The following is an 18,523-nucleotide window of genomic DNA, read 5'->3' as shown; positions in this document are numbered from 1 at the left end:
GGCGCACCGGGGCGAGAGGGCGGGGGTGCCGGGTCACGGTGAGCGGGTCGGTGAAGCCGCTGCGCGGGGTGGCGCGCCCGGCGGCTCCCCCGGCAGGTGAAGGCCCGACGTCACCCTCCGGGGCCCGCCTGACGGCGCACCGCCGGGGTACTGCGGCAGGATGGACCCCATGCCGAACCGACTGGCCCACGAGACGTCCCCCTACCTTCTCCAGCACGCCGACAATCCCGTCGACTGGTGGCCGTGGTCGGCCGAGGCCTTCGAGGAGGCGCGCAGGGCGAACAAGCCCGTCCTGCTGAGCGTCGGGTACGCGAGCTGCCACTGGTGCCATGTCATGGCTCATGAGTCCTTCGAGGACCAGGCCACCGCGGACTACCTCAACGAGCACTTCGTGAGCGTGAAGGTCGACCGCGAGGAGCGTCCCGACGTCGACGCCGTCTACATGGAGGCCGTGCAGGCCGCCACCGGGCAGGGTGGGTGGCCCATGACCGTGTTTCTCACCGCGGACGCCGAGCCGTTCTACTTCGGTACGTACTTTCCGCCCACTCCCCGGCAGGGCATGCCCTCCTTCCGGCAGGTGCTGGAGGGGGTGCGGGCCGCCTGGGCCGATCGGCGGGACGAGGTCGGTGAGGTGGCGCAGAAGATCGTGCGGGATCTCGCCGGGCGGGAGATCTCCTACGGCGACTCGAAGGCACCCGGTGAGGAGCAGCTCGCCGCGGCTCTGCTGGGGCTGACGCGGGAGTACGACGCGCAGCGCGGCGGATTCGGCGGGGCGCCGAAGTTCCCGCCGTCCATGGTCGTGGAGTTCCTGCTCCGGCACCACGCCCGCACCGGCGCCGAGGGCGCGTTGCAGATGGCGCAGGACACCTGTGAGCGCATGGCCCGCGGGGGCATCCACGACCAGCTCGGCGGCGGGTTCGCCCGGTACTCGGTCGACCGGGACTGGGTGGTGCCGCACTTCGAGAAGATGCTCTATGACAACGCGCTGCTGTGCCGCGTCTACGCCCACCTCTGGCGTGCCACCGGCTCCGAGCTCGCTCGGCGGGTCGCTCTCGACACCGCCGACTTCATGGTGCGTGAACTGCGCACCGCCGAGGGCGGGTTCGCCTCCGCGCTGGACGCCGACAGTGACGACGGGAGTGGGAAGCACGTCGAGGGTGCGTACTACGTGTGGACGCCGGAGCAGTTGCGGGAGGTGCTCGGGGAGGAGGACGCCGAGCTTGCCGCGCAGTACTTCGGGGTCACCGAGGAGGGCACCTTCGAGCACGGCCAGTCCGTGCTGCAACTGCCGCAGCAGGACACCGTGTTCGACGCCGAGAAGGTCGAGTCGATCCGGCGGCGGCTGCTCGAGGCGCGGGCGCTGCGGCCTGCCCCCGGGCGGGACGACAAGGTCGTCGCCGCGTGGAACGGTCTCGCCGTCGCCGCGCTCGCCGAGACCGGTGCCTACTTCGACCGTCCCGACCTCATCGACGCCGCGCTCGGCGCCGCGGACCTTCTCGTACGGGTTCATCTGGACGAGCAGGCACGTCTCTCCCGTACCAGCAAGGACGGTCAAGTCGGTGCAAACGCGGGGGTATTGGAGGACTACGCCGATGTCGCCGAGGGCTTCCTCGCGCTCGCGTCGGTGACCGGGGAGGGCGTCTGGCTCGACTTCGCCGGGTTCCTGCTCGACCATGTGCTGACCCGGTTCACGGGGGAGGACGGGGGGCTCTTCGACACCGCGTCCGACGCCGAGCGGCTGATCCGCAGGCCGCAGGATCCGACGGACAACGCGGTGCCGTCCGGGTGGACCGCCGCTGCCGGGGCGTTGCTGTCCTACGCGGCGCAGACCGGTGCCGAGCCCCATCGGGCTGCCGCGGAGAAGGCGCTCGGGGTGGTCAAGGCCCTCGGGCCCCGGGTGCCGCGGTTCATCGGGTGGGGGCTCGCGGTGGCCGAGGCGTTCCTGGACGGGCCGAGGGAGGTCGCGGTCGTGGGGCCCTCGCTGACCGACGACGCGACCAGGGCCCTGCACCGCACGGCACTTCTGGGGACCGCGCCGGGTGCGGTCGTGGCCGTCGGGACCCCTGACAGCGGTGAACTCCCACTGCTCGCCGACCGGATCCTCGTGGGCGGTGAAGCCACGGCGTACGTGTGCCGGCACTTCACCTGTGACGCGCCGACGACGGACGCGGACGCCTTGCGGGTGGCATTGGGGGGTTGAGCGGGTGCGGCCGGTGGGGGCTGGTCGCGCCCCGCGGCGGAGGCGCACATCGACACGGACCCGCGCCCCTAGGTCGGGGACGTGAACTCGGCCAGGGCGCGCTCCACGATCGCCTCCAGCTGTTCGTGGTGGGCGCCCTTCCAGTACGGCCGGCCGCAGTCCTCGCATTGCGCGAAGACGTCGTACGAGCGCTGGGTGCCGCTCTCCAGCCGGTCCGCCACCTCCTGCCTGGTCGCCGCGCGCAGCAGGCCGTTGCAGGCGGTGCAGCGGGTCCAGGGGCGCAGGTCGGGGCGGAAGCGGTCCAGGACGTCGTGGAGCTGTTCGTCGGGGCGGGTGCTGTAGACGAAGGCGCCGGCCCAGAGCTCCCTGCGGTGCAGCAGACCCCGGTCGCGGCTGAGCAGGACCCGTTTCTCGGTGGCCGAGCGGGTCGCGAGGGCAGGGTCGCCGATGTCCGTCGACTCGTACGCCGTGTCCACGCCGAGCAGGCGCAGCCGGCGGGCGAGGGTTCCGAGGTGGACGTCGAGGAGGAAGCGCAGTGGGGCGCCGGGGACCTGTTGGGGGCGGGCGACGGGCTCGACCTGGACGGAGTCGCCCGCTGCGGGGACGTAGGACCTCGGGACCTCGCGGCCGTCCACCCGCAGCGTGCCGACCTCGGTGAGCGGCACGCCGGTCGACTCGACGACGTGGCCGAGGGAGGAGACCCCGTCGGTGGTGAGCGGGGTGGTTCCGTCCCGGCGTCCGTGTGGGACGAAGAGGGCCAGTTCGGGGGCGAATTGGATGTGGATCTCCGGGGCGCTCACCCGGTCAGGATGTCATGCGGGGCGGGGCCGGTCTCAGGGGTTTTTCGTGGGCAGGCCGCGTTCGATGACCGTCAGGGCGCGCTCGAAGAGCTCGGCGAAGTCGTCCTGGAAGTCGTTCTCCGCCCAGTACAGGGAGACCTCGGTGAGGCCGCCGATGAGGGACATCGTGTAGACCCGGACCTCCAGGCTGTCCCCGGACCGGCCGCTGCGTTCGGCGACGGCCTCGCCGAGCATGCGGCCGGTGACGGACATGCTCTCCAGCATCCGGGCGCGCACCGCGGGGACCTGGAGCATGAGCTGGGAGCGGATCCGGGTGGCCTCCGGGTCCTCGGCGAGGCCGACCGCGACGGCCTTGCGCAGCACGTGCCGCAGGGACTCCGTCCACGGTTCGTCGGCGGGCCGCTCGTGGAGCTCCCGCACCAGGATCGGGTCGTACTCGTCGGTGAGGACGATGTCCTCCTTGGTGGGGAAGTAGCGGAAGACCGTGGACGGTGACACCTCGGCACGCTCGGCGATCTGCTCGACCGTCGTCGCCTCATAGCCCTGTTCCCGGATGAGGGCGTAGGTCGCGTCGCGGATCGCCGTGCGTGTCTTGATCTTCTTCCGCTCGCGAAGTCCCAGTTGGGGGCTGTCGGAGAGGGGGAAGGAGCGTGCGGGTGTCATGTGAGTCATTGTCGGGCATCGGCCTCCTCGGCAGCCGTGTCCGGGGCGGTGGAGGTCTCGGTGGGGCGGGGTGCGGAGGGCAGGAAGGCCGCTGCGAGCAGGGCGGCGACGAGGGCGGCGATCCCGCAGACCAGCAGGACGACGCCCATGCCGTGGACGTACGCGCTGTTGGCGGAGGCCAGCAGGTCGGCCGAGCCGGTGCGCCGGGCGACGAGGTGCGCGGCGACGACCGACTCGCCGGCGGTGTCGGCGGCCTCCGGGGGCAGCCCGGTGACGTCGAGCCGGTCCTTGAAGCCGGCGGCGAGCAGGCTGCCGAGCAGGGCGATGCCGATGGCGCCGCCGACCTGGCGCATGGTCATCAGGAGTCCGGACCCGCTGCCGGCGCGGTCGCGGGGCAGGGCGCTCAGGCCGCCGTTCATGGCAGGGATGAGGGAGAGGCCGAAGCCGAATCCGGTGAGGGAGAGCCAGAGCGCGACGAAGCCGTAGCCGGACTCGATGGTCGTACGGCTGCCGAGGATCCCGGCGAAGGCCAGGACCACCAGGCCGGCGCTCACCGTGGCGCGGGCGCCGAAGCGGGCGACCGCTTTCGGGGCGAGGCGGGAGGCGATCAGGAGTCCGCCCATCATCGGCAGCAGGCGGACGCCGGTGCCGAGGGCGTCGTGGCCGAGGACGGCCTGGAGGAAGGGCGGGAGCACGAACAGCAGGCCGGAGAGGATGAAGTTCACCAGGGTCGCGGCGACGGTGTTGAGCAGGAAGCCGCGGTGGGTGAGCAGGCTCATGTCGAGCATGGGGCGCCGGACCCGGCGTTCGCGCACGACCAGGGCGGCGATCAGCAGGGCGGACGCCGCGAGCATGCCGAGGACCAGCGGGTCGCCCCAGCCGCGGGTGGGTGCCTCGATGATCGCGTAGACCAGGCTGCCGAGGCCGGTGACGGTGAGCGCGGCGGAGAGGGCGTCGACCTCGGGGGAGGACGGGTCCCGGGTCTCCGGGAGCAGGAAGACGCAGGCGGCGATGCCGAGCGCGGCCATCGGGACGTTGACCAGGAAGACCGATCCCCACCAGAAGTGGTTGAGCAGCCAGCCGCCGATGATCGGGCCGAGCGGCAGGCCGAGCGCGGAGGCGGCGGAGACGATGCCGACGGCCTTGGTGCGCTCGTCGGGGGCGAAGAGCGTGGGCAGGACGGACAGGGCGAGCGGGGTGACGAGGGCGCCGCCGACGCCCATGACCGCGCGGGCGGCGATCACCGCGTTCACGTCTCCGGCCAGGGCGCCGACCAGGGAGCCGGCGAGGAAGATGCCGAGTCCGGTGATCAGCATGCGGCGCCGGCCGAAGCGGTCGCCGAGCAGGCCGGCGGGGAGCATCAGGGCCGCGAAGACGACGACGTAGGCGTCCGCCATCCACTGCTGGGCGCCGGTGCCGGCGTCGAGGTCGGCGGCCATCGTCGGCAGCGCCACGTTGAGGATCGTCAAATCGAAGCCGAGCGTGAGCATGCTCGCGACGAGGGCGGCCAGGGCCCACCAGCGGCGGGGGTCTGGAGTGAGAGTGTCCATGAAATGAGAGTAACTCTCAAAAGAGAGTGAGTGTCAATCTATTGGGGCGTGCAAAAAGGGCCACGGCGGGAAGCCGTGGCCCTGGAAGCTGCCGGTGGGGCTATCCGTGCTGGTAGGCCACCAGTGAGATGCCGACGTAGTGGACGGCGAACGCGGCCAGGGTGAGGGAGTGGAACACCTCGTGGAAGCCGAACCAGCGCGGTGACGGGTTCGGCCGCTTGAGGCCGTAGATCACCCCGCCCGCGCTGTACAGCAGACCGCCGACGATCACCAGGACCAGCACCGCAACGCCGCCCGCGCGCATGAAGTCGGGCAGGAAGAACACGGCCGCCCAGCCCATCGCGATGTAGCAGGGTGTGTAGAGCCAGCGCGGGGCGCCGACCCAGAAGACCCGGAAGAGGATGCCGGCCACGGCCGCACCCCAGATGCCCCACAGCAGCCACTGCCCCTTGCTGCCCGGCAGGAGCAGCATCGTCAGCGGGGTGTAGGTGCCGGCGATGATCAGGAAGATGTTGGCGTGATCCAGCCTGCGCAGGACGCCGTCCATGCGCGGGCTCCAGTTGCCCCGGTGGTACAGCGCGCTGACGCCGAACAGCAGGCAGGCCGTCAGGACATAGATGCTGCACGCGATGCGGCCTCTGGTGGAGTTCGCCAGGGCGGTCAGGACCAGACCTGCGATCAGCACGGCCGGAAACATGCCCAGATGCAGCCAGCCGCGGAGCTTCGGCTTGATCGGCTCGGCAAGGTGCTGAGCGGTCTGCTTGATCTGGTGGGACAGGGAGGGCGCGTCGGGGGCGGGCAGCGTCATGACCCGCATCGTACCGAGACGGCCGTAGGTGCCGGGTGAGTGCGGAGGGGTCGACGGTCAGGAGTGGCCATCGGCTCGCGGGAGTTGGCTGTAAAGAAACGGTCAGGACAACTCTACGTACACGCAAATAAACGCGCTGTGCACAAGGAAAGCGTGGCGATCCTCACTCCGCTCACCTGTGATGCCCTCTGGACAGATGGGCGCTTCAGTCGGATGATCAAATGAGTGCGGTCGGCACCGGATGAGCGCCTAGGTCACCACCGAGAAGGCGCGAGAAGCATCCGGGCCGCAGCCCCCACGGGGCCTCCAAACCAAAAATCCCTCATCTAGGAGCAATCGTGGCGCGCGACATCGCGGCTCCCTCTGTCATCCCGACCCAGCACAAGGAACTGATCTCGTGGGTGAACGAGATCGCCGAACTGACCCAGCCGGACAGCGTGGTCTGGTGCGACGGATCCGAAGCGGAGTACGAGCGCCTGTGCGGGGAGCTCGTGGCGAAGGGCACCTTCAAGAGGCTCGACCCGATCAAGCGCCCCAACTCCTACTACGCCGCCTCCGACCCGACCGACGTCGCGCGCGTCGAGGACCGGACCTTCATCTGCTCGGAGAAGGAGGAGGACGCGGGCCCCACGAACCACTGGAAGGCCCCCGCCGAGATGCGGGACATCTTCCAGGGCGAGAAGGGCGTCTTCCGCGGCTCGATGAAGGGCCGGACGATGTACGTCGTCCCGTTCTGCATGGGCCCCCTCGGCTCGGACCTCTCCGCGATCGGCGTCGAGATCACCGACTCCGCCTATGTCGCGGTCTCCATGCGCACGATGACCCGCATGGGACAGCCGGTCCTCGACGAGCTCGGCTCCGACGGCTTCTTCGTGAAGGCCGTGCACACCCTGGGCGCCCCGCTCGCCGAGGGCGAGGCGGACGTCCCGTGGCCGTGCAACTCCACCAAGTACATCTCGCACTTCCCCGAGACCCGCGAGATCTGGTCCTACGGCTCCGGCTACGGCGGCAACGCCCTGCTGGGCAAGAAGTGCTACGCGCTGCGGATCGCGTCGGTGATGGCCCGGGACGAGGGCTGGCTCGCCGAGCACATGCTGATCCTCAAGCTCACCCCGCCGACCGGTGAGTCCAAGTACGTGGCCGCCGCCTTCCCTTCGGCCTGCGGCAAGACCAACCTCGCCATGCTGGAGCCCACGATCTCCGGCTGGACCGTCGAGACCATCGGCGACGACATCGCCTGGATGCGGTTCGGCGAGGACGGCCGCCTCTACGCGATCAACCCCGAGGCCGGTTTCTTCGGCGTCGCGCCCGGCACCGGTGAGCACACCAACGCCAACGCGATGAAGACGCTGTGGGGCAACTCCGTCTTCACCAACGTGGCCCTCACCGACGACAACGACATCTGGTGGGAGGGGATGACGGAGGAGACCCCGGCGCACCTCACCGACTGGAAGGGCAACGACTGGACGCCGGCGTCCGAGACCCCGGCCGCGCACCCCAACGCCCGCTTCACCGTGCCCGCCTCGCAGTGCCCGATCATCGCGCCCGAGTGGGAGGACCCCAAGGGCGTGCCGATCTCCGCGATCCTCTTCGGTGGGCGCCGCGCCTCCGCCGTACCGCTGGTGACCGAGTCCTTCGACTGGAACCACGGCGTCTTCCTCGGCGCCAACGTGGCCTCCGAGAAGACCGCCGCCGCCGAGGGCAAGGTCGGTGAGCTGCGCCGCGACCCCTTCGCCATGCTGCCGTTCTGCGGCTACAACATGGGCGACTACATGGGGCACTGGGTCGACGTGGCCAAGGACAAGGACCAGTCCAAGCTGCCGAAGATCTACTACGTCAACTGGTTCCGCAAGAACGACGACGGCAAGTTCGTGTGGCCCGGGTTCGGTGAGAACAGCCGGGTCCTGAAGTGGATCGTGGAGCGGCTGGAGGGCCGGGCGGAGGGTGTCGAGACGCCGATCGGCGTGCTGCCGACTCCTGCGGCGCTCGACACCAAGGGCCTCGAACTGGCCGACACCGACCTGGAGTTCCTGCTCACGGTCGACAAGGAGGTGTGGCGGGAGGAGGCCTCCCTCGTCCCCGAGCACCTCAACACCTTCGGCGACCACACGCCGAAGGAACTGTGGGACGAGTACCACGCGCTGGTGAAGCGCCTGGGGTGACGTCCCCTCCCACACCCCCGCGGCCGGCCCCGATGGGAGCCCTGACCCGTGATCGTCACGGGCCGGCCGCGGGAGGCGGCACGAGGGCCGTCAGGCCCTGAGTCACGAACAGCCCCGCACAACGGCGTGCGGGGCGTGCTGCCTTTTGCACCCAGAGGACTGTGCCTGTCTCATTGCCGGGCCCGACACCGACACCTGCCCGACCGACCCGGGCGACGTCCGTGTCAGCTGCCTCTGATCCCGTGCGGCCCGCCCCGGTCCTCCAGGTACCGGGTGTGGGTCTCCTGGCGGCGGGCCTCCGTGTCCCGGAGTGCCGCCGCCAGCTGCTGCGCGTCCCGTTTCATCAGCCCGAGCTGCTGCTCCAGCTGGAGTTCGGGGGAGTCCGCGCCCGGGGTCATCCGCGTCCACCACCGGGTCCGGGCGAAGCTGTCCACCGCCTCCGGCAGGTCCCGGCGCACGATCCGGGACAGCGCGTGCACGCCCTCCGGGTCGTGGGCCAGCAACTCGGCGGACCAGGTGCGGTCCAGCAACGCGGCCAGCAGCTCGGTGAGTTCGCGCAGCCGGGCGGCCGCCGTGACCGACAGCTCGATGTCCGTCAGATACTCCCGCAGCTTCTCGAAGTCGCCCCGCACCTGGTCCAGTTGGGTCGACGGGTCCGGGAAGTCCGGCAGTGCCGGCCGTTCCGGCGGGGCGATCAGGGCGCCCGCGCCGTAGAGCCCGGCCACCACGACGGGCCAGTACGGTCCCGCCACCCCCGTGAAGGTCAGGGCCAGACCGACCAGGCCGCACGCACTGCCCGCGATGTTCTTGCGGGACTCCAGATATCTACTGATAGCCACGGATCTCCTTGAACGCCCCGTCCAGCGAGCCCTGTTGGGCGTCGAAGAGACGGCCGCCGGTCAGGTCGGCGATATGGGCCAGCTCGGAGCGGTCGGAGTCGCCGAAGAGGATGGGGAAGACGGGGATGTCCCGCCGGCCCCCTCGGAGCCGGGCGTAGAAGGCGTCGAAGTCCTTCGCCTCGGCGCCCGCCGTGTTCTCGCCGTCCGTCATCAGCACGATCGACGTGAAGGTGTCGCCTCCGGTACTGAGATGGTCGTACGCCTTCTCCAGCGAGGTGTAGATCGCGGTGTCCCCGTCCGCGGACAGCGCCGCGGTGTCCGCGCGGATCGCGTCCAGGCCGGACCCCGGGTCCGACGGCTCGACCACATGCGTGCGGACGTCCTTCACCCGCGACCCGAACGGCATCAGCGTCACCTCCTCGCGCTCGCGGAAGTCGCCGGTGAGATCGGTCAGGGCCGACTTGAGGCGGTCCAGGCGCTCGCCCTCCATCGAGCCCGAGGTGTCCAGGACGTATACGGTCCGCGACGGGCGGCGCAGTTCGTTCTCGTAGGAGTCGACCAGCCCGTCGGCGACGGAACGGGTGCCCGGGAAGGGCAGTTCGCGGCGGCGGGCCGTGTCGAGTCCGGCGGCCGGCGGCACGGAGGCGACGACCGGACGGCGATGGGTGCGTGCGGTGATCTCCCGCTGGACCTTCTCGGTGCGCAGGTCCTCGGTCACCCGCCGGACGTCCTCGCGGGTCCGCGCGTTCGTGGACTTCAGCGAGGTGAGCGGATAGTCGGCGGTGATCACGCCGTCGCGGGGGCGGATCACGGTCAGACCCGGGACGCCCTTGAGGACGGATTCGTAGTTGAGCAGGGCGTCCACGTCACCGCGCCGGCCGTAGGCCGCGGCCAGCCAGCCCGAGGAGCCCGAGGTCAGCTTCTGGCCCTTGAAGAACTCCTTGAGCCGGGGCGTGGCCTTCGTGACGTCCGCGTCGGTGAGCGCCGACTGGGCGCCGGAGAGGGCGGAGGCCACCGAGACCAGTGTGGCGAAACCGGAGTTGGAGCGGGCCGGGTCCGTCATGCCGTACGTCAACCGGCCGTCCTGGACGGCCTGTTCGACCTGGGACCAGGTGACGTCCGCGGGCTTCCAGCCGAGCCGGGTGACGGTGGCGTTCCTGACGCCGATCGCGACCGGGCTCGACATGACCGGCGTCTCGGAGACCACCTTCCGCGCCGCTTCGGGCCGCAGGCGCAGGTAGTCGTTCGAGGACAGCCACAGCGCGTCGTAACGGCCGTCGACGGCCCCTTTCGCCAGCATGTTCACGGCGTCCAGGGTGCCGACGTACGTCGGCCGGACCGTGACGCCGGTGTCCTTCCCGACCTGGGCGAGGACCGGGCCCATGTCGCTGAGCTCGCTGGAGGCGAGGACCCGCAGGGTGCCCGGTTCGGCGGGGCCGGGGACACCGGGCGTCGGGACACCACCGGTCCCGTCGCCCTGTGCCGTGCAGGCGGTGAGCAGGCCGAGCGCCGCGAGGCAGACGGCCAGTGCGCGTCGTCTCATCCGAGGCCCCCTTCCAGGGCGCCCTGCGACCGGCTGCGCTCCAAGTACCCGCTGGCCTCCTGGAGTTCGGCGGTCAGCGACTCCACGGTCGCCGCCATCGCCTCGGTCGCCCGGACCTTGTAGGTGTCGATCGCGTCGAGCGTGCGGTAGATCTGCTGGAAGGCGCCCCGCAGGGTCTCGGCGCCCACCGCGGGGTCGGCGGCGATGCGCTGGATCTCCCCGCTCTGGGTCGCCAGCATCTCGGCGTTGCCCCGGATCAGGTCCTCGGTCGTCCCGCGCAGCGCGTTGACCTGCTCGACGACCTTCTTCTGGTTGTCGAGCGCGGACGCCAGCATCACGGAGATCCTGAGCGCCGAGACGGTGGTCGTGGCCGCCCGGTCGACGCCCTTGATCAGCTCCTCGTTGTTACGTCGTACGACGTCCATCGCCAGGTACCCCTGCGCGCAGACGGCGAGTTGGGTGAGCAGGTCCTGGTGCTTCTGCCGGACCGGGAAGAGCACGTCGGCACGGAGCGAGTCGGCCGCCTCGGGATCCGCCACGGCGGTGATGTGCTGTTCGACGGCCGCGTCCAGGGCCTCCGTGAGCACGACGTACTCCTGGAGCTTGCCCATGGTCTCCCACAGCCGGACCCGCTCGGTCTGCAACGCGGCGTTGTCACGCCGGAGTTCGTCCTGTCCGCCGCGCAGCGAGCCCACGATCCGGTTCAACGTGCCCTGCGCGGAGGCGTACTTGGCGATGTGGTCGCGCAGCCTGTTGCCGCCGGGGAGCCGGGAGAGAAGCTTGCGGCCCTTGGAGGCGGGCACGTCCCGTGGGTCCAGGTCCTCGACCACGCGCCGCAGTTCGACCAGTGACCCCGCCACCTGCGACTGGGCGTCCCCGCCCCGGTCCGGCAGGCTGCGCACGGTCCGCTCCAGCATCCGGTTGGACTGCGCGGCCGCGGCCCGCATCTCGCCGGCCCCGAGCCCGGTGATCTCACCGACCTTGCCGGCGAACTCGGGCGACCGGGCGTCGAGCGCCGCGAGCCCCTCCACATACGCGGAGGCCCTCTCGGCCATGCCGGCCCGCACCGAGTCATCGACGGGAACGAGCCCGCCCGCCTTCTCCCGCGGTACGGCTGCGACGGCCTCGGGCGGTGTGAGCACGAAGGTGTCGTCGTTCATGGATGTCATAGGTGATGCCCCCCGTTATCCGCGCGCCCGTCGCGCCAGCTCGTGCAGCACCGCGGAGGTGGGCACGGGCGCCTGGCGGACGCCGGTCAGTTCCTGCTGGAGATAGCTGGTGTCCGAGGCGAACCCGGTCGCCTCGCCCTGCGGCCGGAACCCGTGCCGGACCTCCAGCTTGCGCAACTGCGGTTCGGTGGACAGGAGTTCGGCGAGCGCCTGACCGTTCTCGGTCAGGGGTACGACCGTGTGGTCGCTGTTGACCGTGGTGTCCGGGTAGAGCACGACCAGGTCGTCCGGGTGCTGCCCGTCCGCGAGGAGCGAGGCGACCTGGGACTCGTAGACGAGGACCAGGGGATTCCCGGCGCCGCTGACGAAGTCCCGGAAGGCCGCGTCCGTACTGGACTGCTGGGCGCCCTGCACGCTGACCAGCTTGTGCAGCAGGGGAGTCGTCCCGTTCACCTCGGCCGCACTCGCGACGACCTTGCCGCCGTTCGCCACGTAGGAGGCGGCGGCGAGGTAGAGGGCGCCTGAGCTGGAGGTCTCCGGGTCGGTGCTGGACAGATAGAGGGTGCCGGTCAACTCCCCGTACTTCCCGGCCCCCTTGAGTTGCTGCCAGGTGCGGTCGGCGCGGGCCGCGTCGAGATAGGCGGCCATCTTGAGGATGCCGCGGTGGCCTTCGTCCAGGGTGGCCAGGCCGTTGCCCGCGAGGACCTCGGCGGCGCTCTTGTGCGCCACGACGACGAGGGGCGAGTAGAAGGGACGCGGGAGGGTCCCCCGCACCTTGTACTTCGCGGCGAGCTCGGCGGCCGGGGCCTGGCTGGACGGGAACGCGAAGTCGTACCCGCGCAGGTCCAGCCCCTCCATGGCCCAGGACCCGGAGGTCTCGGCCCTGACGGTGTAGCCCTTGGCGGCGAGGGCCTTCACCACGTCCGGGTCCTCGAAGAACTCCGCCTTCTCCGACCCGATCACTCCACGCACGGTCTTCGTTGCCGTGCCACTGTCCTCACTGCTGCGGCCCGCCACGACGGCGGCCACCACGCCACCGATCAGCAGTACCGCGAGGACGATTCCTGCAATTCGTCTCACGCCGTGAAGAGTGCTCGCGGAACCCAACATTCCCCGGCGAAGAGGGTGAACGGGAGGTGTAGTACCGGTCCCGGATTCAAACGGACGGCACGGTGGGCGCCCCTCCGGGGGCGCGGGGAACTGCGCGACAAGCCACGACCAACCCGCAGCCGCCCGACAACAGGAACCCCTACGGCGAGAAGGCACCCCGTCCCAGGCCAACGCAGTGCATGGCACCCGGTCCGCACGTCGCTGCGGGTGCGCGCGGACCGGGGCCGTCAGAAGGAGCCGTAGGGCTCAGTGGGCGGCGAGTTCGCGAGGCTCCAGAGCCGCCGCGTGGGAGTCCATCCGCTCCGCCGCCAGGATCGCCGCCGCCGTGTCCGCGCGGGACGCCGCCACGAGCAGCGCCCGCCCCGCCACCGCGTGGGCGCGGCGGTGCAGGTCGGTGATGTCGGGGGTGGAGGGGACCGCGGCCAGGGGCACGCGCGCCGGTGCGCCGCCGCCCCGCAGTCGGGCCACCTGGGCGGCGAGCCGCTCGGCCGCGGTGTCCAGGTCGGCGGACGGCTCCAGCGCGCGCAGTTCGTCGGTGACGGCGAGCAGCGCGGCGAGGTGGCCGGCCAGCTGGATGTCCAGCTCTTCCTCGCGCGAACGGTGGGGGAAGTCGGAGGGGGCGTCGGCCATCGTGGAGTGGACCGACTTGGTGCGGATCGGCTCGTACATGGGATGGCCTCCTGAGCTGTCAGGAAACCATCCTAGCTTAGATTCCGTCTAAAGTTGAGCGAGCTGAAAAACCGGACCGAAAGATCTACGGCTGGCCGTACCCGTCCAGGAAGTTCCCGATCCGCCCCACCGCATCCCGCAGGTCGCCGACGGTCGGGAGGGTCACGACCCGGAAGTGGTCGGGTTCGGGCCAGTTGAAGCCGGAGCCCTGGACGACCATGATCTTCTCCTGGCGCAGCAGGTCGAGGACCATCCGCCGGTCGTCCTTGATCTTGAAGACCTTGGGGTCCAGGCGCGGGAAGAGGTACAGCGCGCCCTTCGGCTTCACGCAGCTCACGCCGGGGATCTGGGTCAGCAGCTCGTACGCCACGTCCCGCTGCTCGACGAGCCGGCCGCCCGGCAGCACGAGGTCGTTGATCGACTGGCGGCCGCTGAGCGCGGCGACCACGCCGTGCTGTCCCGGCATGTTCGCGCACAGCCGCATGTTCGCCAGGACGGTCAGGCCCTCGATGTAGGAGTCGGCGTGCGCGCGGGGGCCGGAGATCGACATCCAGCCCACCCGGTAGCCGGCCACCCGGTACGCCTTCGACATGCCGTTGAAGGTGAGGGTGAGCAGGTCCGGGGCGATCGACGCCGTCGGGGTGTGCGTGGCGCCGTCGTAGAGGATCTTGTCGTAGATCTCGTCCGAGCAGACCAGCAGGTTGTGGCGGCGGGCGATGTCGGTCAGCCCCTTGAGCATGGTCTCGTCGTAGACCGCGCCCGTCGGGTTGTTGGGGTTGATGATGACGATCGCCTTGGTGCGGTCGGTGACCTTCCGCTCCACGTCCGCGAGGTCGGGCATCCAGTCGGACTGCTCGTCGCAGCGGTAGTGCACGGCCGTACCGCCCGACAGTGACACGGCGGCGGTCCACAGCGGGTAGTCGGGGGCCGGTACGAGGACCTCGTCGCCGTCGTCGAGGAGGCCCTGCATGGCCATCACGATCAGCTCGGAGACGCCGTTGCCGATGAAGACGTGCTCGACGTCGGTCTCGATGCCGATGGTCTGGTTGTGCATGACGACGGCGCGGCGCGCGGCGAGCAGCCCCTTGGCGTCGCCGTACCCGTGGGCGGTCGACACGTTCCGCAGGACGTCCTCGAGGATCTCCGGGGGCGCCTCGAACCCGAACGCGGCGGGGTTGCCCGTGTTCAGCTTGAGGATGCGGTGCCCGGCCGCCTCCAGGCGCATCGCCTCCTCGAGAACCGGGCCCCGGATCTCGTAACAGACATTGGCGAGCTTGGTCGACTGGATCACCTGCATGTCTGGGAGCTTACGGCCCGGTAACGCTCCATGGTCCGTGTTTTCCGCCACTTGAGACGTGGTGGTTTGGTCCGTTATCGCCGGTAGCTGTCCCACGGGCCTCTTCCGTCCCTAGAATCCGTCGCCATGTCGAGGCCAGTCGAATACGAGTCCGGGGCGCCGAACGTCTATCAGCCGCAGCCCGCGGTGACCCCCGCGTACGAGGAGTTCCCGGACCCCGCGGCCGCGCACGGCTGGCAGAACGCGTACGACGCCACGGCCGAGCTCCCCCTGATCGAGTCCGGTGCCGTGGGGGCGGGCACCCCCGGGGGCGGCGGCTCGGAGTCCGTCGCCCCCGAGTCGGTCGACCCGGAGTCCGGCGGCCGGGCCGCCCGGCGGCGGGCCGCCCGCTCCACGGGAGGTCGGCGCTCGCGCCGGGTCGTCGCGGTCGTCGGAGCCGTGGGGGCCGTGGGGGCGGCGGCGCTGATCGTGGGGCTGTCCCTGACGGATTCCGGGCCCGAGCGGGGACCGGGGGCCGGTGCCCCCTCGGCCTCCTCGGTGACGGGTGAGGCCACCGGCCCGGCCTCCTCCACCCGCCCGGAGGGCCCGGGTGCGAACGCCTCGGGGGGCCCGGAGTCCGGTGCCACCGCATCCCCGGACCCCGGCACCTCGGACGCCGGTACCTCCGCCTCCGCGGACGCGTCCGGGGACCGGGCTTCCGGGAGCCCGTCGGCGCGTACCTCCTCCGGTACGTCGGCCACCCCTTCGGTCACGGTCACCGCGGACGGTCCGGGGAACTCCGGCGGCAAAGGGCGCGGACAGGGCGGTTCGAAGAAGCCCAAGTAGCCCTGTGCATGGGTAAGTTGATCTCGCCGGGGACGAACGCCGGGTGCGTGCCGCCCCGGATGTGCAGGTTCGCCCGTCGAGGGGCGCGGGCTCGGCACAGCTTCTTGCCCAAGTGACCACCCTTCTTCACAATGTGCATGACAAACTCACGGGCGGCCGGAAGATTTCCGGCCGCCCAAGTCGCAAGAGGGGACCCCCACATGAGAAAGCCTCTCGTCGCCGTGCTCAGCGCCCTGGCCCTGGCCGGGATCGGCGCGGCACCCGCGGTCGCCGCCGAACCCACCGCGGCGGGCGTCGGCAAGAGCGTCGACACGGACACGGTCACCTCCGTGGTCCACGACACGCTCACCTCCGCCACGGCAGGCCTGTCCCAGCTGACGTCACCGTCGCCGTCGCTCAAGGCCGTCACCCTCGCCGGAACCGTCTCGCTCAGCAACTGCTCCGGCTCGGTCATCCGGTTCCCGAACTCCCTGGACACCGACCCCGCGCTGGTCCTCAGCAACGGCCACTGCCTCACCACCGGCTTCCCCGAGCCGGGCGAGGTGCTCACCAACCAGGCGTCCAGCCGGACCTTCGGGCTGCTCAACTCCTCCGGCACCCGCGTCGCCACCCTGCGCGCCAGCAAGCTCGCCTACGGCACGATGACCGACACGGACGTGTCGATCTACCAGCTCACCTCCACGTACGCCTCGATCAAGAGCGCGTACGGCATCTCCGCCCTCACCGTGCAGGACACCCACCCGACCGCCGGGACCGCGATCACCGTGGCCTCCGGTTACTGGAAGCGGCTCTACAGCTGCAACATCGACGGGTTCGTGTACCGGCTGAAGGAGGGTGACTGGACCTGGAAGGACTCGGTCCGTTACACCTCCGCCTGCCAGACCATCGGCGGCACCTCGGGCTCGCCCGTCATCGACCAGTCCACCGGCAAGGTCGTCGCCGTCAACAACACCGGCAACGAGGACGGGCAGCGGTGCACGGAGAACAACCCGTGCGAGGTGGACGCGAACGGCAACGTGACCGTCCGTGAGGGGATCAACTACGCGCAGGAGATCTACAACATCCCGGCGTGCTTCACGACGGGGAATCAGCTGAACCTGAACGCGAGTGCGTGCACGTTGCCGAAGCCGTAGCGCCTACTCGGGTGCCATGAGGGTTGTGCGGCGGGCGCGGGTCCGTTGTGGCTTGTCGCGCAGTTCCCCGCGCCCCTAGGTGGGTGACCTGGGCGTTCCGTTACATGGGACTGTTACGGACCGCCCGCCCCGCCAAGACCTCTGTGCGTTCGCCGTCCTCGATCACGAACCTGCCGTCGATCAGGACATGGGGGATGCCCGTCGGGAGTCGGCGGGGGTTCTCGAAGGTCGAGCCCGGGGTCACCGTCCTCGGGTCGAAGAGGACCAGGTCGGCCCGGTAGCCCTCCTTGACCAGGCCTCGGTCCGGCAGGCGCAGTCGGGAGGCCGGGCGGGACGTGAGGTGGGCGACGCACTCCTCCAGGGACAGCACGCCCAACTCCCTCACATACGTGCCGAGATAGCGCGGGAACGTGCCGTAGGCCCTCGGGTGCGGCTTCGCGCCCTGGAGTATGCCGTCCGAGCCCCCGGTGTGGGCCGGGTGCCGCATGATCGTGCGGACGTTCTCCTCGTGGCCCACGTGCTGGAGGATCGACGAGGCCAGCCGGTCGGCGAGGAGCAGGTGGCGGGCGGTCGGCCAGCCGTCCAGGCGGCGGCCGACGTACCGCGCCAGCGCCGGGTCCCCGACCCCCGAGATCTCGATCGTCTCCCAGTCCACCGGCACCCCGTGGCAGCCGTCCGCGCCGACGACCTCCAGGTCGTGGCGGATGCGCTCGGCCGTCCCGTCGTCCGCGAGCCTTTTCAGGGTCTGCTCCGGGCCGCCCTCGCTCGCCCAACTCGGCAGCAGCGCCGCGAGGGTGGTCGAGCCGGGGGTGTAGGGGTAGGTGTCGAGGGTGATGTCGGCGCCCGCCGCCAGAGCCTCGTCCAGCAGCGACAGCAGCTCCGGCGCCCGGCCCTCGTTCACGCCGAAGTTCATGGTGGCGTGGGCCAGATGGAGGGCGCAGCCGGCCTCCCGGGCCAGCGCGACCATCTCCGCGTAGGCCTTCAGGGCCCCCGCTCCGTACGAGCGGTGGTGGGGGCAGTAGTAGCCGCCGTACCGCGCCACCACCCGGCACAGCTCGGTGAGTTCGGCGTCCTCGGCGTACATGCCGGGGGTGTAGGTCAGCCCGGACGACATCCCCACCGCCCCCTGTTCCATCCCCTCCGCGACCAACCGCCGCATACGGTCCAGCTCTTCGGGTGTCGCCGCCCGGTCCTCCCAGCCCACGGCGAGCGCGCGGACCGTGCCCTGCGGAATCAGATAGGCCGCGTTGACGGCGATGCCCCGGTCCAGGCGGTCCAGGTACTCGCCGACCGTCCGCCAGTCGAAGTCGATGTCGTCGCCGTGGCCGTTCCACCCGGTGACGGCCCGCCGGACCTCCTTCAGCGTCCGGTCGTCAACCGGGGCGTACGACAGCCCGTCCTGGCCCAGGACTTCGAGGGTGACGCCCTGCGCGGCCTTGGCGCTGTGGTCGGGGTCGCGCAGGAGGGCCAGGTCGCTGTGCGCGTGCATGTCGATGAAACCGGGGGAGAGGGCGAGCCCCTCCGCGTCCAGCTCCCGGCGGGCCTTGGGGCGTTGGCAGCCCGCGTCGGCCGCCTCCTTGACGATCGACACGATCCGGCCGCGGTCGACCACCACGTCGGCGCGGTACCAGGGGTCGCCGCTGCCGTCGACGACGTCCGCGTCCCGGATGACGAGCTCCTCCATGCCGGACCTCCCGCGTCTGGAAGCTTCTGAAGCCTCCGTCTGAAGCTTCTGAAAGGAACAGTGCGGACGTA

Annotated in this window: 15 protein-coding genes; 4 read left to right on the top strand and 11 right to left on the bottom strand. The window is 70.7% G+C overall.

The window, feature by feature from the left end:
- Positions 1–169: 169 nt before the first annotated feature.
- Positions 170–2,200, top strand: coding sequence for a thioredoxin domain-containing protein (locus IF54_RS0136070; protein ID WP_030326664.1), 2,031 nt, complete (start codon positions 170–172; stop codon positions 2,198–2,200).
- A gap of 68 nt (positions 2,201–2,268) precedes the next feature.
- On the opposite strand, the gene IF54_RS0136065 is transcribed toward IF54_RS0136070, so the two are convergent.
- From IF54_RS0136065 to trhA, 4 genes are all read right to left on the bottom strand, one after another.
- Entirely contained in the window at positions 2,269–3,000 is a 732-nt protein-coding gene (locus tag IF54_RS0136065) for a Mut7-C RNAse domain-containing protein (RefSeq protein WP_030326663.1), read from the bottom strand.
- Between the two features lie 33 nt (positions 3,001–3,033).
- The gene (locus IF54_RS0136060; RefSeq protein ID WP_030326662.1) at positions 3,034–3,663 is read right to left on the bottom strand and encodes a TetR/AcrR family transcriptional regulator; all 630 of its coding nucleotides are present in this window, start codon (positions 3,661–3,663) and stop codon (positions 3,034–3,036) included.
- 5 nt (positions 3,664–3,668) lie between these two features.
- A complete protein-coding gene (locus IF54_RS0136055) occupies positions 3,669–5,213 on the bottom strand; it encodes an MFS transporter (protein ID WP_030326661.1) in 1,545 nt (514 codons plus the stop codon).
- A gap of 100 nt (positions 5,214–5,313) precedes the next feature.
- Complete coding sequence (gene trhA / locus IF54_RS0136050) at positions 5,314–6,021, bottom strand: PAQR family membrane homeostasis protein TrhA (protein WP_030326658.1); 708 nt, start codon at positions 6,019–6,021, stop codon at positions 5,314–5,316.
- A gap of 338 nt (positions 6,022–6,359) precedes the next feature.
- Here trhA and IF54_RS0136045 point away from each other — a divergent pair, with 338 nt between their 5' ends.
- Positions 6,360–8,183 (top strand): phosphoenolpyruvate carboxykinase (GTP), encoded by a 1,824-nt coding sequence (locus IF54_RS0136045; RefSeq protein WP_030326656.1) that lies wholly within the window; start codon positions 6,360–6,362, stop codon positions 8,181–8,183.
- Between the two features lie 224 nt (positions 8,184–8,407).
- On the opposite strand, the gene IF54_RS0136040 is transcribed toward IF54_RS0136045, so the two are convergent.
- From IF54_RS0136040 to IF54_RS0136015, 6 genes are all read right to left on the bottom strand, one after another.
- Positions 8,408–9,022 carry a hypothetical protein gene (locus IF54_RS0136040; protein ID WP_030326654.1) on the bottom strand — a complete coding sequence of 205 codons (615 nt, stop codon included), beginning with the start codon at positions 9,020–9,022 and terminating at the stop codon, positions 8,408–8,410.
- Complete coding sequence (locus IF54_RS0136035; protein ID WP_030326652.1) at positions 9,009–10,565, bottom strand: substrate-binding and vWA domain-containing protein; 1,557 nt, start codon at positions 10,563–10,565, stop codon at positions 9,009–9,011. The genes IF54_RS0136040 and IF54_RS0136035 overlap by 14 nt, the downstream gene beginning before the upstream one ends.
- Entirely contained in the window at positions 10,562–11,734 is a 1,173-nt protein-coding gene (locus IF54_RS0136030; protein WP_030326650.1) for a toxic anion resistance protein, read from the bottom strand. The genes IF54_RS0136035 and IF54_RS0136030 overlap by 4 nt, the downstream gene beginning before the upstream one ends.
- Before the next feature lie 15 nt (positions 11,735–11,749).
- Complete coding sequence (locus tag IF54_RS0136025) at positions 11,750–12,814, bottom strand: substrate-binding domain-containing protein (RefSeq protein ID WP_030326648.1); 1,065 nt, start codon at positions 12,812–12,814, stop codon at positions 11,750–11,752.
- Positions 12,815–13,090: 276 nt separating this feature from the next.
- Positions 13,091–13,513 carry a hypothetical protein gene (locus tag IF54_RS0136020; protein WP_030326647.1) on the bottom strand — a complete coding sequence of 141 codons (423 nt, stop codon included), beginning with the start codon at positions 13,511–13,513 and terminating at the stop codon, positions 13,091–13,093.
- An 85-nt stretch (positions 13,514–13,598) separates the two neighbouring features.
- Entirely contained in the window at positions 13,599–14,810 is a 1,212-nt protein-coding gene (locus IF54_RS0136015) for a pyridoxal phosphate-dependent aminotransferase (protein ID WP_030326646.1), read from the bottom strand.
- Positions 14,811–14,936: 126 nt separating this feature from the next.
- Between IF54_RS0136015 and IF54_RS0136010 the strand changes: the two genes are divergently transcribed.
- Complete coding sequence (locus IF54_RS0136010; RefSeq protein WP_030326643.1) at positions 14,937–15,635, top strand: hypothetical protein; 699 nt, start codon at positions 14,937–14,939, stop codon at positions 15,633–15,635.
- Positions 15,636–15,835: 200 nt separating this feature from the next.
- Positions 15,836–16,768 carry a S1 family peptidase gene (locus tag IF54_RS0136005; RefSeq protein ID WP_030326642.1) on the top strand — a complete coding sequence of 311 codons (933 nt, stop codon included), beginning with the start codon at positions 15,836–15,838 and terminating at the stop codon, positions 16,766–16,768.
- A 100-nt stretch (positions 16,769–16,868) separates the two neighbouring features.
- Here the strand turns inward: IF54_RS0136005 and IF54_RS0136000 are convergent, their stop codons facing one another.
- Entirely contained in the window at positions 16,869–18,452 is a 1,584-nt protein-coding gene (locus IF54_RS0136000; protein WP_030326640.1) for an N-acyl-D-amino-acid deacylase family protein, read from the bottom strand.
- Positions 18,453–18,523: the final 71 nt, after the last annotated feature.

This window comes from Streptomyces sp. NRRL B-3229 (assembly GCF_000719505.1).
GTDB classification, from domain to species: Bacteria; Actinomycetota; Actinomycetes; order Streptomycetales; family Streptomycetaceae; genus Streptomyces; species Streptomyces griseorubiginosus.
Note: the sequence above shows the minus strand (reverse complement) of the source record. Positions and strands in the feature narration are given on the sequence as shown.